Here is a 14,717-nt window from a genome sequence, read left to right as displayed (position 1 = left end):
GCGTCGAAAAATGTTCAACCGACTGGTCAGTTCACGTCATGTCCAAAAGGCACATGCCTTCGTTACCCGGGAAGCCCCCCTGCTGGCGGCAATCGCCATCATCGGCGGACTGATTTTGGCCTTCCTGCAGATTGCCGACGAAATGGTCGAAGGCGAGATGGAGGCATTCGACCGATCCATCCTGATGCTGTTCCGTGACCCCGCCGACATCGACCAGGTGGTTGGGCCGGCATGGGTACAGGAGATGGTTCGGGACGTCACGGCGCTGGGCAGTTTCTCCTTGCTTGGGCTCATAGTCCTGGCGGTATGCAGCTACCTGTTATTGGCCAAGATGCGTGAAGCTGCACTGCTTGTGCTCGTTTCAGTGATCGGCGGCACCATTCTCAGCACGCTCCTCAAGATGAGCTACAACCGCCCCCGACCCGATCTCACCACTATGTCACATCAATTCACGGCCAGCTTTCCCAGCGGCCACGCCATGCTGTCGGCTGTCACTTTCCTGACGCTTGGAGCATTGATGGCACGCTTTGCACCCACGCGCCCCTTGCAGATCCTGAGCATTTCCGCAGCGTTGTTTCTGACGGTCATCGTTGGTGTTAGCCGTCTCTATATGGGAGTGCATTATCCCAGCGACGTGTTGGCCGGATGGTCGCTTGGGGCGGCGTGGGCATTGCTATGCAGCACGGTGGCCGCTTTGCTGCAGCGTCGTGGTGCTGTGGAGCGGCCGGCCTAGGCTTTTCCTAAACCGGCCAGACCAACAACAGCATTGGAACTGCCACCAAGACGACCAAGAAAGAGAGGGGGAGGCCGAGGCGCCAGTAATCGCCAAACCGATACCCTCCGGGACCCATAACGAGTGTGTTGCACTGATGGCCGATGGGCGTGAGGAAGTCGGATCCCGCGCCAATGGCAACGGCCATCAGGAAGGCTTCTGGTTGATAGCCGAGGTCCGTAGCAAAGGTTGCCGCAATCGGCGCCATGACTAGCACAGTTGCCGCGTTGTTGAGAAACGGCGTGACAGCCATGGCTGTCACCATAAGCAAGGCTATGGCCCCAAAGGATGGCAGCACACTCGCGGTTCCCGACAACCAGCCTGCAATAAGGTCCGTAGCGCCCGTGGTTCGCAAGGAATCGCTGACCGGTATAAGCGCGGCGAGCATGATCAAAATGGGCGCGTCTAGATGTGAATAGACGTCGCGCACTGGCACAGTTCGCGTAAGAACCATCAGCAGTGCTGCCGCGAAGAAGGCGAGCGGTACCGAGACGAGGCCTAGTGCCGTGCTTCCCATTGCCAAGGCCAGAATGACGAGAGGCACCAAGCCATTTCGGACTGTTCCAAGCTTTAGATTGCGCTCAACCAGCGGGAGGCAGTCCCACTGTCGCAAAAGCTCGGGTAATTCCTTCAGGTTTCCCTGAAGGACAATGACATCCCCGTTCTGAAACTTGATCTCGGCAAGGCGCTCGGTGAACCTTTTGTCCCGGCGGCTGATGGCGAGCAGGTTGAGGCCCGTCATGTCGAACAGGGTCAATTCGCGGGCGCTACGGCCGATAAGGCTGGATTGCTCGCCGACGATGGCCTCGACGACCCCGGTGCTATCAGAAGCCAGCTTGGCATCTCGACGCTTGGAGAAGGCGAGCTTTCCCTGCGCAACGATTTTATCGAGTGCATCCGGCTCACCTTCCAGCAGGAGCAGCTCGTCTTCCTTCACAATGGAATCAGGAAGCGGCAATCGGCGCTTTCCGTTGGCGGCGACAATGCCGGTTATCATGGCCTGACCGCCACCCAACCGCTGCACCTCGGCTACAGTCTGGCCGATGCTAGGCGAGTCCGCCGGTACACGAGCCTCAGTGGTGTAGTTCTTGATCTCAATAGCTTTGTCCATTGAAGCGCTCTGATTTGCGCGTTCCGGGAGCAGGCGGTAGCAAAGTGCCAGAAAGATCGTACCAGCGAGAGCCAACGCGGCGCCCACCGGCGTAAAGTCAAACATGGAAAAGGGGATCCCGGTGAGATCCTCTCGAGCGCGGGAAACGATAATGTTGGGTGACGTGCCGATTTGAGTCATCAGCCCGCCGAGAAGCGAACCAAACGACATAGGCATCAGGAACAGCGATGGCGACACTCCCGAATTACGCGCCATCTGGAATGCGATGGGGATCATGATAGCGAGGGCGCCAATATTCTTGATGAACGCCGACAACACCGTGACGATCACAACCAGGAGGATCAATTGAGCACGTGGAGTGCTCACATTTGGCGCGAACCGCCGGACAGCAACCTCCATGATGCCCGAGCGAGCAACAGCGGCGCTGACAATGAGTGCACTGCCGACGATCACGACGATGTCGTCGGACAACCCGGAAAAGGCATCCTCTGGCGCGACTATTCCCACCGTGACGGCCGCCAGCAAGGCCCCTGCAGCGACCAGGTCGTAGCGCCACCGGCCCCAAACGAATGCGACCATCATGAGAAAGATGATGCCGAAGGCAAGAAGCTGTGGGGTTGTCATGCATTTGTCTCCAGAACGAAACCTCAACGTTGCTGATGACGAAAGGCGCTCTAGGTAGCCAGGATTTTTTCACTCAGCTGGTGACTGCCGCGGCAACCATTTGGTTGGCGCCGACTTCGGTGTGCATGGGAAAATGCGAAGGCGATGGCGTAACGGCCGATCGAGTGGAGCCATGACCGAGCAGTTGCCGCCCATCATAGCACCGACGCTACCGACCAATTCGGTCGAGGCCACTAATCTGATGATCCACTATTATCGGGCCGAGATGACCCGCATGAATGCGTGGCGCGCGCGACTGGATCTCACAAGCAACTGGGCCATCACCGTCGTGGCAGGCCTGTTGTCCGTGTCACTGTCCAACCCGAGCGCTCATCACGGGCTCATCCTGTTCGCCATGTTGATCATTCTGCTGATGCTCTTCGTCGAAGGACGTCGCTACCGATTCTATGATGTCTATCGAATGCGCATCAGGCAGTTTGAACGGCACTACTTTGGCCAGTTCTTCCAGGCCGATCCGCAGGGCGGCCCAGAACCGTGGCTGGTCATGTTGGCCCAGGACTTGCGACATCCCAAGTTCCGGATCAGTTTGGCACTTGCGCTTCGGCGGCGGTTACGACGGAACTATATCTGGATGTTCTTGATCTTGCTGCTCGCTTGGATGGTCAAGATCGGATCTCCCGATCTTCAGGCGGGCGCTGCTTTAGATCCCATGCGATCTGTTGAAACGATTGTCGGCCACGCCTCCATCGGCTCAGTGGCAGGCTGGATCGTGGTGGTGGCGGTGGTCTGCTTCTACGGGGCCTTGGGAGCGGCCAGTTTGCGTGGAAAGGACCGAGGTGCAGATGAGGTGCACGTTTGAGCTCAGGAGGCCAAGACGGCTGGGCGAACTTGTCGACAATGAGCAACTGAAGCTGGTATCCTTGGGCACCTGAACGCTCGGAGAACGAACCTACACGTTGTACCTTCTTGCGGTCTCTAGGGCATCATCCGCTTGGCGATGCCGTCTCGCTTGATCAGGCCATGATAAAGTGCGGCGCCGATGTGGAGTGCAATCAGCGCAATGAGCGGGAAGCGTAATAGGGCGTGAAGTTGCTTGGCTGTGTTCGCCAGGCTATCGGACCGCGGCACCAGGTTCCGCACGCCAAACCGATCGAAGGCCTCAAGCGGGAAGCCGCCGGCTGCGACGCGGATGAAGCCGGAGATCGCCATTGCCAGGAGCAGGCCATAGAGCAGCCAGTGGGTGGCCTCGGCGATATTCCGCTGTAGATGGGGAATGCTGTCGGGTAGTGGCGGCGGGGGGTTAAGCAGGCGGTAGGCCAGTCGCACGGCCACCAGCAGCAGAAGCACTACGCCAATATTCTTGTGAAATATGAACAGCGGGTCTTGAAGCCAGCGCTCGATCCCCGGTGTCAGCATGATCAACGCTGCGGGAATAGTCAGCAGAACCAGCAGGACAGTCAGCCAATGAAAGACTTTGGCGAGAGGCTTGTAGGCACCCGCATCGGTCACTTTCCGTCTCCATGCTTCATTGAACCGCACGGGCCCGTGTTTCGTAGTATGACATGATTGTCGCAGTTCGACGACATGGTCCGGCATGATTGAAACGGAAACATCGCGACGCATACCCAAGGCCTGGTTTCGAGGGCGCATGTCAGTGTTCGCCCGGTACCTGGTCGCCTGTCTCATGCTTGCACCAGCGGCGCTGGCACTTGGCTTGAAGCTGACGGATGCAGGCGTGGGTGCTGCTGCGGCGCTCCTGGCCTTTGCGGCTATGGCGGGCACCGCGGGGTACGGCCTGCAGCGCCACTATCCGCATGATCGCTTGGGCATTGCCAACATCATCACGCTCGCAAGAAGCGCCATCATCGCGGGTTTGTGCGGACTGTTGGCGGTGCCTGGGGGTTTGGCCGCCAGCGATCAACTGGCTTGGACCGTTCTTGCTATCGCCATCTTCTCGCTCAGCCTTGATGGCGTCGACGGCTACTTCGCACGTCGGCAGGGGTTAACCTCAGGATTTGGCGCGCGCTTCGATATGGAGATCGACTCTGTCTTTGGCCTCCTGCTCGCCCTCCTATGCTGGCAATCGGGCAAGGCCGGGCCATGGGTTCTGATCCTCGGCGGAATGCGGTATCTGTTCCTGGCTGCGGCGCTGGCCTGGCCATGGCTTCTGGCACCGCTGCCAGAACGGTTTAGCCGCAAGGCGATCTGTGTCGTGCAGATAGCGGTGTTGATTGCGTTGCTGGCGCCCGTCATCAGCGGGCCGCTGTCCTGGACGATTGCTGCAGTCGGCACCTCGCTTCTCACATTCTCCTTTGGCCGTGACGTCGTCTGGTTGGCGAGGCATCGCTCTTGACCCGGATGCGCCCTGGCATTGTCAGTCTCCTGATTGCCGGCCTCGCGATCTATGCCGTTCTCGTTCAACCGAACCACCCTGACGCGTTGGTCCCGACCATGCTGCTGCAGCTGCCGCTGGAGTGGTTCGCGATCGTTGCCCTGGTGGTGGCACTACCGGCGGGCAGTATCCTGAGCTATGCCACGCGGGCCGCGCTCGTCGTCGTTCTGACGCTCGTTTCGGTGCTCAAATTCGCTGATCTCGCGACCTTCACGGCGTTCAACCGCGCATTCAACCCGCTCATGGACCTGCCACTCGCCGATGCGGCTTTACGGCTGGCAGCAGGCTCGGTGGGTTGGCCACTGGCGATCGTCCTTGCGGTGGCTATCGCCCTCATACCGTTCGGGATAGCAGCGCTGCTCTGGTGGAGTACGGGGAGGATCAACCGTTTCGAACCGGATAGGCGAGCACGCCTTGGTGCTGGCGTTCTTGGCGTTGCGGCATGCCTGTGCATCGTCGCGGAGGTCGGCGCGTCGCAGAAGGCCTGGACCCTGCCGCTCGATCTGCCCGGCGAGAGTTTTTCAACGCAACTTGCCCTGAATCGGACCACGACCTACCGGGCGCTTTATGCCGATCTTGCGGCTTTCGAGACTGAGGCGCAGACCGATCCCTTCGCCGGACGCGCCAATCTCTTCGAGCGTTTGTCCGGGCGGGATGTGTTCGTCATCTTCATCGAAAGCTATGGGCAGGCCGCCCATCGACTGCCCCTTTACGCCCCGACCCATCTGGCCCGGTTGCAGGAGGCAGAGGGCAAACTGGCTGCCGCAGGGCTCGCCATGCGTTCGGCGTGGCTCACATCGCCGGTGGCCGGTGGGCAGAGTTGGCTCGCCCATGCGACGGTCGCCTCAGGTCTCTCCATCGACAACCAGGCGCGCTACCGGGCCATGCTGGCGAGTTCGCGCCCGTCACTCTACGATCTGGCGCAGACGGTGGGTTACCGGACAACTACCATCATGCCGGCCATAACGCTGCCGTGGCCCGAGGCGCAGTTTATGGGGTTCAACGCCATCTATGAGGCTGTCGATCTCGACTACCAGGGCGAGGCGTTCAACTGGACCACGATGCCGGATCAATACACCTTGAGCACGGTCGATCGCATTCTACCGGCAGATCAAACGCCCGATTTCGCCATGACGGCGCTGCTGTCGTCGCACGCGCCCTGGACGCCGGTGCCGCGCGTTGTCGACTGGAATGCGGTGGGGGACGGCACGATTTTCAATGCCAACCAGCATGTCGGCCCGCCTGCAGGCGACGTCTGGGCCAATCGCGATCTCATGCGCGAACAATATCGCCTCGCTCTCGACTATTCGCTTGAGATCGTCTTCGACTTCGCCGCTCGCCATGCGGGCCGTGATTGGTTGCTGGTCATTCTGGGCGACCATCCGCCGGCCCAAAGTGTGTCCCAAATCGAGGGGCAGGACGTGCCCGTGCACCTGGTCGGCACGGATGCGGCCCTGGCAGCGTTCGACGCATGGGGCTTTACCGAAGGACTTGTGCCAGACGCTTCGGCTCCGGTCTGGCCGATGAGTGCCTTTCGCGATCGCTTTATCGAGGCATTATCCTCGGAAGTGGTGGCACCATGACGGCGGCCGCACTCGAACGACGCACATGGGCAAGGTCCCTGTGGCCGTTGCTGCTTCGGCTGGCGCCGCCCGTGGTGATTATCGGGCTGTTGTGGAGCCTCGCTGACGGCCCCGGTGCGTTGGCACTTCTGGCCGGAGCTGATTGGCGCAACCTGTTTCTGGCCTTCGTCGCTGTCAACCTGCAGACCATTGCTTCGGCTTGGCGTTGGCATCGTGTTGCGTCCCGGCTGGGGCAGACCATTCCGTTTGGCCATGCTGTGGCCGAGTACTACCTGTCGCAACTGGTCAATCAGTCGCTTCCCGGCGGTGTGCTGGGTGATGCAGCGCGTGCCGTTCGGGCCCGGCACGAGGTCGGTTTGGGCATCGCTGCCAAAGCGGTCATTATTGAACGACTGGCAGGACAGATCGCGATGTTTGGTCTTCTGACGGTCGCCCTTGTTTGGGCGCTTTTCAATCCACGTGGACTGGCACTTGCGCTTGGGCCGGAGCAGCTGATGGCCGGAACGCTCGTGCTTCTGGCCGTGGTGGCGCTCTATCTGGTTGCGTCGCGCTTGGCCCGCCGACATCGGCGACGGCCTTTGGGAGCGTCTATTGCAACGGCCCTTTTTGCCAGAGGCGCCTGGAAAGAACAGCTTCCTCTGGCGTGCCTGATCGTGGCCTTGAACCTTGCCAGCTTCACGCTCTGTGCCCTGGCTACTGGCACCACGCTTGGCCTGGAGAGCATTGTCGTTCTGGTGCCGCTGATCCTGTGCGCCATGCTCATCCCCACGACAGTTGCGGGATGGGGTTTCCGAGAGGGCGCCGCGGCTGCCCTGTTCCCGCTGGCCGGCGCGACTGCGGCCGCCGGCTTTGCGGCGAGCATCGCGTTTGGCATCATCATCCTTGCTGCCAGCCTGCCTGGGTTGTTCGTTCTGCTTCGGCAACCTCCCAAACCCGCCTAACCCCTGGAGATCGTCATGTCCAAACTCAGTCTTTCTCGCCGCCAGTTCGTCGGTGCCGGCCTTGGAACGCTTGGCCTTTCCGCTCTGTCACCGCGTCTCTTGGCCCAGGAGACCAAGGACGTCGCCTTGCAGCTGAGCTGGCTCCATTCGGTGCAGTTCGGTGGCAGCTACATCGCCAAGTCCAAGGGCTACTGGTCGGACGCCGGGCTCAACGTGGCGCTCAATCCCGGCGGCCCCAACGCGCCAGTCGACCCAGCCGTCGTCACGGGGCAGGCCCTGGTTGGTATTTCGGCAGCAGACTATGCCTCGGCATCGGTGGAGCAGGGTGCGCCTTTCAAGATCATTGGCGTCGCCATGCAGAAAAATCCCTTCGTCATCGCTTCGCTTCCCGCCAATCCGGTCAACACCCCGGCAGATCTGGTCGGCAAGAGTATCGGCATGGCCCTTGCCAATACGCCTGTGCTGCAGGCCCTCTGCACCATCAACAATGTCGACATCAGCCAGATCGAGATCGTGCCGACCCAGTATGACGCTGCGCCGCTGCTTGCCGACCAGGTGGATTGCCTGCTGTGCTGGGAAACCGACCTTCCAGTGGCTATGGCCATCAAGGGGGTGGAGAGTGTGACCATGCTCATGGCCGATCACGGCTATGCGGTACATTCGCAGACCTATATCGCCACCGACGATAGTCTTGCCAATCGCCGGAGCGACCTCGTTGCCCTCATGCGGGGCGAAGTGAACGGCTGGAACGACTACAAGGCAGACCCGAAGGCAGCTGCCTCGTTGACGCTTGAGCTCTATCCGGACCAGGGTCTGGATCTGCCGACCCAGCAATTGCAGGCCGAGCGCCAAGTGCCGCTGATGTTCTCAGCGCTGACCGATCAATTCGGCTTTGGCTGGTTCACCGATGAAACCGTCGAGCAGAATGTGGAAACCCTTGGCCTGCTCGGCCGCAGCGTCACTGCCGATCTTTGGGACCGATCCATCCTTGAGGAAGTGCATGCCCAAGTCTGAGGCATCACAGCCGCCAGAGGTAACCTGTCGGGAACTGGAAAAGACCTTTCACAGTGGTGGCAAGGCGATAAACGCCATAGCCGCCATCGATCTGCGGTTCAGCGCCGGAGAGACGACCGCCCTGGTCGGGCCCTCCGGTTGCGGCAAGTCGACCCTGCTTCGCCTGATCGCCGGACTTGAAGAACCGTCCGCGGGCTCTGTGCAGATCGGAGGTGAAGCACCTGTCGCGGTCACCAGAAGGGCAGGCCTCGCCTTCGCGTTTCAGGACGCCGCACTGCTGCCATGGCTGACGGTCCGTCAGAATGTCGCCCTTGCCTTGAAGCTGGCCCGTCGTGAAAGGGATGAGAGCCGGGTATCCGAACTCATCGATCTTGTCGGGCTCAACCAGTTTGCCGATACTAGGCCAGCAGAGCTCTCGGGCGGCATGCGCCAGCGCGCCGCCATGGCTCGGTGCCTAGTGACCGAACCGGGCCTCCTGCTGCTCGATGAGCCCTTCGGCGCCGTCGATGAATTGACCCGGGCCCGCCTCAATCAGGAGCTGCCAGCGCTCTGGCAAAGGCGCGGCACCACCACGCTTCTGGTCACCCACTCGATTTCCGAGGCTGTCGAGGTCAGTGATCGCGTGATCGTCTTCTCGCCACGCCCGGCGCGGGTTATCGGCGATTTCAAAGGCCCACGTGGCGACGACACCGCGAGGCGCGCGCTCGTGGCTACGATATCAGACACATTGGCCGCAGCCAGTGCCGGATTGCTGACGCCGTGAGGCATCGCCTGGCTGCAGTCCTGCCCACCGCTCTGGCTGTCGTTGCCATACTGGCGATCTGGCAGGTCCTCGCCAGCCTGACGCAGGGCATGTTCGTTTTTTCCGGTCCGGCATCGGTCGTGATTACACTCGTTGCGGAGGCGCCGTTGCTGGTGGGCGCCCTCGGGGTCACGCTCAGGTCTGCCGCCGTCGGGTTTGTTCTGGGTAATGCGGCGGCTATGGCGCTGGCCATTGTTGCCTTGGCAATGCCGCGTGTTGAGAAACTGATATCGGGCATTGTACTGGTTCCTTTCTGCCTGCCGTTCGTCGCCACCGGTCCCATTCTGCGCGTCGTATACGGCGTCGGCGAAGGCCCGCAGGTCACCCTGGCGGCACTGGCGACATATTACACGACATACCTTTGTCTGCTGGTTGGCCTCCGCGCCATGCCGGCCAGCTGGCTGGATCTCGTGCGCAGCTATGGGCGCGGACGGGTGACCGAACTTGTGCATGTTCGCGCCATGGCTTCGTTTCCATACTTCACGGCGGGTCTGCAAATCGGCGCGCCCGCAGCCTTTCTGGGCGCCATGGTGGGCGAGTTCACTGGAGCCGAACGCGGCCTCGGCGTGCTCAGCATTCGCGCAATGCGCGGGCTCGACGCTGATATGACCTGGGCCATCGCCGTGCTGGCTGCCGGCGTGTCGGCAGTGGCCTTCTGGCTTTTTGGCTGGCTCGGTCGCCGTCTTGGGGCAGGGGCGCCACCCTTGCTGTTGGCGGCCCATCGGCAGGATCCGATCCGATCTCGATCATCTGCCTTGATGCATGGCCTCGGGAACCTGGCTCTTCTCGCCGGTGTCATCTTGGCTCTATGGCTTGGGCTGATGCAGGTGTTCGGCCTGTCTCCATTCTTTGCCAAGCGACCGCAGGACGTCCTTGTCTTCCTCTTCACCGAACCTGCGGCCGATGCCAACCGCGCAACACTTCTGGGTACTTTCTGGCAGACCTTGTCGCTGACTTTGCCTGGCTACGTCGCCGGCCTCGGACTGGGTGTCGGCCTTGCCATTGTGCTGGTGCTGCGACCAGCTGTAGCTGCAGGGATGTTGCCGATCGCCATTGCCTTGCGCTCCGTGCCGATTGTGACGACAGCGCCCCTTCTGGTGCTGGCACTCGGTCGTGGCGCCGTTGGCACCATAACGATCGTCGCCGTCATGATCTTCTTGCCAACGCTCGCCGCTTGTCTTGAAGGCATGCGCCGCACACCGCAGCCGGTGCTCGATTTGTTTGCGAGCTACGCCGCTTCGTCGTGGCAGAAGCTGATCCACGCACAGATCCCGGCTATGCTGCCGGCCTTCTTCGCTTCGGCTCGCATGGCGGTGCCCGCGGCACTACTGGCTGCAACGACTGCAGAATGGCTGGCGACAGGCACGGGCATGGGGAGCCTCATGGCAATGACCGCCTCGACCTCCAACTACGCCATGCTGTGGAGTGCCATCGTGCTCCTAGCCCTTACGGCAAGCCTGCTTTATGCGCTGCTGCAAAGTCTCGAACGCCGAATCCTCAAAACCTTCGCCAGCGAGCAACTAGCCCTATGACCGAACCAGCGCCCATGTTCACAGCCGCGGCCTTCGCCATTCCCGGCGATGCCACGCAGAAAACCGGTGGCTATATCTACGAGTATGAGCTGCTGCAGGCCCTGCGCCGTAGTGGGCGCACAATGCACCATCTGGAACTGGGCGCCGGCTTTCCAAACCCGAGCGCCGATGAGACTGCTGCCGCTATCGCCGCCATGGCGGCTCTCCCGCCGGATATGCCTTTGATCATTGATGGCCTGGTTTATGGGTCCATCGACACCGCTGGACTGCGCACTGTCGCGGCACCCATCATCGCCATGATCCATCACCCGCTCGGGCTCGAAACGGGGTTGGCGCCGGCGCCGGCGCAATTTCTGCTGGAGCGCGAGGCTGATAACCTGCAACTGGCGCAGGCCGTACTGGTCCCCAGCCCGCACACGGCGCGCATCCTGGTGCAACAGTTCAATGTCCCCGACGGCAAGATTACCGTGGCGCCACCCGGCTTTCGTGCTGCTGACCCCGAGCACAGGCCACAGTCGCCGCCTCTGATCCTGTCCGTGGGGATATTGGCCGAGCGAAAAGGGCATGATGTCCTGGTCGCCGCACTCGGCCGCATCAGGGAGCTTGATTGGCAGGCGGCGATTGTTGGCAAGACCCATGATGCATCAGTTGAACGAGCGCTGCGCCGGCAGATAGCGGATCTGGGCCTTGAGGATCGCATCATCCTTTCCGGCCTTCTGAGCGACGAGGCGGTGATTGAACACTATCGGCAGGCCACGCTATTTGCCCTGGCCACGCGCTACGAGGGCTACGGCATCGTGCTGGGTGAGGCCATGTTGCACGGTCTTCCCATCGTCACCTGCAACACTGGTGCTGTGCCAGATACTGTTGCAAAGGGCGCAGGCATTCTTGTCGCGGTGGACGATGTCGACGGATTTGCCCAAGCTCTCCGCTTGGTGTTGACCCAGACGCCGGTACGGCAAGAGATGTCCAGGCTGTCAGCCCAGGCCGGACGACAGCTGAACAGCTGGAATGAGACCGAACCGATTGTCAGTCATGTGCTGGACCAGGCTTCTATCAGGTCTAGAAACCTCTAGCCGCCTAGGGCGATACTGGGCGGCTGCAATTGCGGGTTGGTTTCGGCTTGGGGCGGCCAATCAGTCCGCACTCGTACCATCCCGGCGCACAGGACCGCGCGAACTGCTGATGGCGGGCCACTGCGACGTGCTCGAATCCGGAGCGGGCAAATCGGGCTTTCGCTGGACGCAAACGGGACTGCGGGTGCCCGGCGGATAATCTAGGCCGCTTTCAGCCGACGGAGCGAAGGGCCTAATTTGGCCGCTGCGGTTTACATCCCGGGCTCAGTCCCTACATTAGACCCTCGCTGTCGTGCGCAGATGTGCGCGGCCTTGACTGGAAGGGCGTCGATTTTTCCGCCCGCACTCACAGAAGGAAACAGCCATGACGGAAGCCAAGATGGGCGACGTTGTTCGCATCAATTATACCGGCCGCCTGACCAACGGGACGCAGTTCGACAGCTCGTCGGGCAAGGAGCCGCTCGAATTCACCATTGGCCTGGGCCAGGTGATCAAGGGGCTCGAAGCCCAGGTCGCCGGCATGGAGCCGGGCAGCAAGTCCACCGTGACCATCCCCTGCGACCAGGCCTATGGCCCGCATCGCAAGGAGGCCATCCAGACGCTGGACCGCGCCAAGGTGCCATCGGGCATCGATGTGCGGCCCGGCACGCAATTGAAGGCCCGAACCGCCGATGGCGGCCTGCTGCCGATCACGGTGGTCGAAGTGGATGACAGCATCGTCAAGGTTGACGCCAACCACCCACTGGCCGGGCAGGACCTGGTGTTCGATGTCGAACTGGTCGAGATCGTCCAGGCGGCGTGACGATTGCGCGGCGGGCCTTTGCGGCCCGTCGCTTTGCTTGTGGCGCTCAGCCCAGTCCGCCGCATGCCAATTGTCCGCATGGCGCGTGCGCCTGCGGTTACACGGTGTAAAGCGGCTTTCGCCCCGACGGCTTGCGCCGCCACATTGGTTATTGAAGAGGCGAAAGCCGCTTCACACGACTGGGGTTTTGGGCAGGTTCGGATCAGGTACGCTGTATCGCAAGCGCAGCTGCCGGGTTCCCCCTGCCTGGACCAGGCGACCCCGATCCACCCATCTCCCCGCCCGATGCCTCGTCAGCACCGCGTGAGCGGCGGGAATGAACCGATGATGCCATGGCGACAAGGGGCGGGGATAAGTTTTTTGGGCGTCAGCGGGGCAGCGGCGGCGGCTTGTGGGAATCGAGTTCGGGATAGCGTTCCTCGAAGCGCAGGGTGGCGATGGTGAGTTCATCGACCACCAGCGCCAGATCGATCGCGGACAGGGTGGCATGGGCTGGCAGCGGCGGCAGGCGGCCGATATCGGGCTCGCGGGCGAAGAGCCTGTTGGCGGCGACGATGAGGGCATTGCAGCGGGCCACCGTGGTCGCCCCGACCGGACCCGCGGCTTTGCCGCGCGTGACCTTCATCAAGGCGGCGAGCGGCTTGGCGAAGCGGCGATAGGCGCGGATGGTGCGCGGACCCAGTGGTGCCGTCATTGTCGTCCCCCAGTGACATGGCCAGTGTAGCGCGGTGTTGGGGGGACGGGGACAAGTGGACGGGTCGCTCACGCTGGTGTTTGCATGACCTCGATGTCATCCCGGCGCAGGCCGGGATCCATCCTGAGGTTTTTCCACGGCCGCAACGCGTCCAATCATCTCAGGATGGATTCCGGCCTGCGCCGGAATGACACCGTGAGTGTTGAAAATATGGATTGTTCATGCTTTGTTCGGCACATGAGCAAGACCTACCTCGTCTACATCATGGCCAATCGCAAGCATGGCGCGATCTATACCGGCGTGACCGGCTTTCCCGAGCGCCGGGTCTGGCAGCACAAGAACCATGTGTTTGAGGGCAGCTTCACCGACCGCTATGGCTGCGACAAGCTGGTCTGGTACGAGGTGCATGGGGATGTCGCGGCGGCCATCACACGCGAGAAGCGCATCAAGGACTGGCACCGTCCCTGGAAGGAGCGGCTCATTGAGGCGATGAACCCGGACTGGCGGGATTTGTCTGGTGATGTCGGTCTCTGACGCCGCCCCAATTCCGATGTCATCCCGGCGCAGGCTGAGGTCTTGCCGCTGTCACGGGGTGAGGCATCTCAGGATGGATTCCGGCCTTCGCCGGAATGACACGCTGGGTGTTGAGCGCGCGGTGGACCTATCAGCCTCTATGCTTGCCTCACCCACGGTGTCACCCCGGCGAAGGCCGGGGTCCATCCTGAGGACATTCCGCGTCCACCGTCCGCCCTGTCATCTCAGGATGGATTCCGGCCTGCGCCGGAATGACATGGTGGGTGTGGGTCAGGTCGTGGCCCCGCGATAGCTGGCGAACTTGGCCTTGGCGGCTTGCTCGCGCGCCAGTGTCGCCAGTTCCGAGGTGACGACCCGGCGGCCGACGGGCCAGAAGGAGATGCCGGCGAGTTTGAAGGCCTGGAGGCCGAAGGGGATGCCGATGAGGGTGAGGCAGCAGAGCAGGCCGGCGACCAGGTAGGCCAGGAACAGCACCCAGCCGAAGGTCAGGGCCCAGATCACGTTGACGATGAAGCCGATCGTGCCGGTCACCGCCGTTGTCGCGGACACGCCCCGGCCGTCGAGTTCACGGACATGGACCACTTCGCGCCCGAACGGCCAGGCCGACAGCGACGCCATTTGCAGGGCGGCAATGGTCAGGGGGATGCCGACGATGGACAGCGCGAACAGCGCCGCGCCCAGCAACCACAGCAGGGCAATGTACCAGCCGCCCAGGACAAACCAGATCACGTTCCCCGCAAAGCGCATGTCATCCCCCAGCGCCAAGGCAGGCGCGATGTGTATGTGGGGTGGAGGGGTGGTTGTGGCAAGCGTGGTGAGATCAGCTGTCGATGGCGGAGC

General features: G+C 61.9%; 14 protein-coding genes and 1 pseudogene. 11 read left to right on the top strand and 4 right to left on the bottom strand.

All coding sequences use genetic code 11. The features are described from left to right. The first annotated feature begins 10 nt into the window (after window positions 1-10). Complete coding sequence (locus IM737_RS02795; RefSeq protein ID WP_236898140.1) at window positions 11-733, top strand: phosphatase PAP2 family protein; 723 nt, start codon at window positions 11-13, stop codon at window positions 731-733. Window positions 734-740: 7 nt separating this feature from the next. Here the strand turns inward: IM737_RS02795 and IM737_RS02790 are convergent, their stop codons facing one another. Then, window positions 741-2,507, bottom strand: a complete 1,767-nt coding sequence (locus IM737_RS02790; protein WP_236898138.1) for an SLC13 family permease — start codon at window positions 2,505-2,507, stop codon at window positions 741-743. A 172-nt stretch (window positions 2,508-2,679) separates the two neighbouring features. Between IM737_RS02790 and IM737_RS02785 the strand changes: the two genes are divergently transcribed. Beyond that, complete coding sequence (locus IM737_RS02785) at window positions 2,680-3,366, top strand: DUF2270 domain-containing protein (RefSeq protein ID WP_236898135.1); 687 nt, start codon at window positions 2,680-2,682, stop codon at window positions 3,364-3,366. A gap of 116 nt (window positions 3,367-3,482) precedes the next feature. Here the strand turns inward: IM737_RS02785 and IM737_RS02780 are convergent, their stop codons facing one another. After that, the gene (locus tag IM737_RS02780; RefSeq protein WP_236898133.1) at window positions 3,483-4,016 is read right to left on the bottom strand and encodes a cytochrome b; all 534 of its coding nucleotides are present in this window, start codon (window positions 4,014-4,016) and stop codon (window positions 3,483-3,485) included. A gap of 85 nt (window positions 4,017-4,101) precedes the next feature. On the opposite strand from IM737_RS02780, the gene IM737_RS02775 reads away from it, so the two are divergent. From IM737_RS02775 to IM737_RS02740, 8 genes and pseudogenes are all read left to right on the top strand, one after another. Next, a complete protein-coding gene (locus IM737_RS02775) occupies window positions 4,102-4,860 on the top strand; it encodes a CDP-alcohol phosphatidyltransferase family protein (RefSeq protein WP_236898131.1) in 759 nt (252 codons plus the stop codon). Between the two features lie 5 nt (window positions 4,861-4,865). Continuing rightward, window positions 4,866-6,482, top strand: coding sequence for a sulfatase-like hydrolase/transferase (locus tag IM737_RS02770; RefSeq protein ID WP_236899846.1), 1,617 nt, complete (start codon window positions 4,866-4,868; stop codon window positions 6,480-6,482). Continuing rightward, window positions 6,479-7,423: a lysylphosphatidylglycerol synthase transmembrane domain-containing protein gene (locus IM737_RS02765; RefSeq protein ID WP_236898129.1), complete on the top strand. Its 945-nt coding sequence runs from the start codon at window positions 6,479-6,481 to the stop codon at window positions 7,421-7,423. Before IM737_RS02770 ends, IM737_RS02765 begins: the two co-directional genes overlap by 4 nt. Window positions 7,424-7,438: 15 nt before the next feature. Further along, entirely contained in the window at window positions 7,439-8,437 is a 999-nt protein-coding gene (locus IM737_RS02760) for an ABC transporter substrate-binding protein (protein WP_236898127.1), read from the top strand. Window positions 8,438-8,543: 106 nt separating this feature from the next. After that, window positions 8,544-9,200 (top strand): annotated as a pseudogene (locus IM737_RS02755) (ABC transporter ATP-binding protein); the annotation flags it as partial. Next, entirely contained in the window at window positions 9,197-10,771 is a 1,575-nt protein-coding gene (locus IM737_RS02750; protein WP_236898123.1) for an ABC transporter permease, read from the top strand. The pseudogene IM737_RS02755 and the gene IM737_RS02750, both read left to right, overlap by 4 nt. After that, the gene (locus IM737_RS02745; protein ID WP_236898121.1) at window positions 10,768-11,847 is read left to right on the top strand and encodes a glycosyltransferase family 4 protein; all 1,080 of its coding nucleotides are present in this window, start codon (window positions 10,768-10,770) and stop codon (window positions 11,845-11,847) included. Before IM737_RS02750 ends, IM737_RS02745 begins: the two co-directional genes overlap by 4 nt. 364 nt (window positions 11,848-12,211) lie before the next feature. Continuing rightward, complete coding sequence (locus tag IM737_RS02740; protein WP_236898119.1) at window positions 12,212-12,649, top strand: FKBP-type peptidyl-prolyl cis-trans isomerase; 438 nt, start codon at window positions 12,212-12,214, stop codon at window positions 12,647-12,649. 367 nt (window positions 12,650-13,016) lie between these two features. Here IM737_RS02740 and IM737_RS02735 read toward each other — a convergent pair whose 3' ends face one another. Continuing rightward, window positions 13,017-13,343, bottom strand: coding sequence for a hypothetical protein (locus IM737_RS02735; protein ID WP_236898117.1), 327 nt, complete (start codon window positions 13,341-13,343; stop codon window positions 13,017-13,019). Window positions 13,344-13,580: 237 nt separating this feature from the next. On the opposite strand from IM737_RS02735, the gene IM737_RS02730 reads away from it, so the two are divergent. Continuing rightward, the gene (locus IM737_RS02730) at window positions 13,581-13,877 is read left to right on the top strand and encodes a GIY-YIG nuclease family protein (RefSeq protein ID WP_236898115.1); all 297 of its coding nucleotides are present in this window, start codon (window positions 13,581-13,583) and stop codon (window positions 13,875-13,877) included. Between the two features lie 270 nt (window positions 13,878-14,147). Here the strand turns inward: IM737_RS02730 and IM737_RS02725 are convergent, their stop codons facing one another. Beyond that, entirely contained in the window at window positions 14,148-14,624 is a 477-nt protein-coding gene (locus tag IM737_RS02725) for a YccF family protein (RefSeq protein ID WP_236898113.1), read from the bottom strand. Window positions 14,625-14,717 lie beyond the last annotated feature (93 nt).

The organism is Devosia sp. SL43, from assembly GCF_021729885.1.
GTDB lineage: Bacteria > Pseudomonadota > Alphaproteobacteria > Rhizobiales > Devosiaceae > Devosia.
Note: the sequence above shows the minus strand (reverse complement) of the source record. Positions and strands in the feature narration are given on the sequence as shown.

What these genes read in the sequence shown, in the direction of transcription:
- IM737_RS02795 (WP_236898140.1), top strand. Translation starts at nt 11, where the DNA reads ATGTTCAACCGACTGGTCAGTTCACGTCATGTCCAAAAGGCACATGCC.
- IM737_RS02790 (WP_236898138.1), bottom strand. Translation starts at nt 2,507, where the DNA reads ATGACAACCCCACAGCTTCTTGCCTTCGGCATCATCTTTCTCATGATG.
- IM737_RS02785 (WP_236898135.1), top strand. Translation starts at nt 2,680, where the DNA reads ATGACCGAGCAGTTGCCGCCCATCATAGCACCGACGCTACCGACCAAT.
- IM737_RS02775 (WP_236898131.1), top strand. Translation starts at nt 4,102, where the DNA reads ATGATTGAAACGGAAACATCGCGACGCATACCCAAGGCCTGGTTTCGA.
- IM737_RS02770 (WP_236899846.1), top strand. Translation starts at nt 4,866, where the DNA reads ATGCGCCCTGGCATTGTCAGTCTCCTGATTGCCGGCCTCGCGATCTAT.
- IM737_RS02765 (WP_236898129.1), top strand. Translation starts at nt 6,479, where the DNA reads ATGACGGCGGCCGCACTCGAACGACGCACATGGGCAAGGTCCCTGTGG.
- IM737_RS02760 (WP_236898127.1), top strand. Translation starts at nt 7,439, where the DNA reads ATGTCCAAACTCAGTCTTTCTCGCCGCCAGTTCGTCGGTGCCGGCCTT.
- IM737_RS02745 (WP_236898121.1), top strand. Translation starts at nt 10,768, where the DNA reads ATGACCGAACCAGCGCCCATGTTCACAGCCGCGGCCTTCGCCATTCCC.
- IM737_RS02740 (WP_236898119.1), top strand. Translation starts at nt 12,212, where the DNA reads ATGACGGAAGCCAAGATGGGCGACGTTGTTCGCATCAATTATACCGGC.
- IM737_RS02735 (WP_236898117.1), bottom strand. Translation starts at nt 13,343, where the DNA reads ATGACGGCACCACTGGGTCCGCGCACCATCCGCGCCTATCGCCGCTTC.
- IM737_RS02730 (WP_236898115.1), top strand. Translation starts at nt 13,581, where the DNA reads ATGAGCAAGACCTACCTCGTCTACATCATGGCCAATCGCAAGCATGGC.
- IM737_RS02725 (WP_236898113.1), bottom strand. Translation starts at nt 14,624, where the DNA reads ATGCGCTTTGCGGGGAACGTGATCTGGTTTGTCCTGGGCGGCTGGTAC.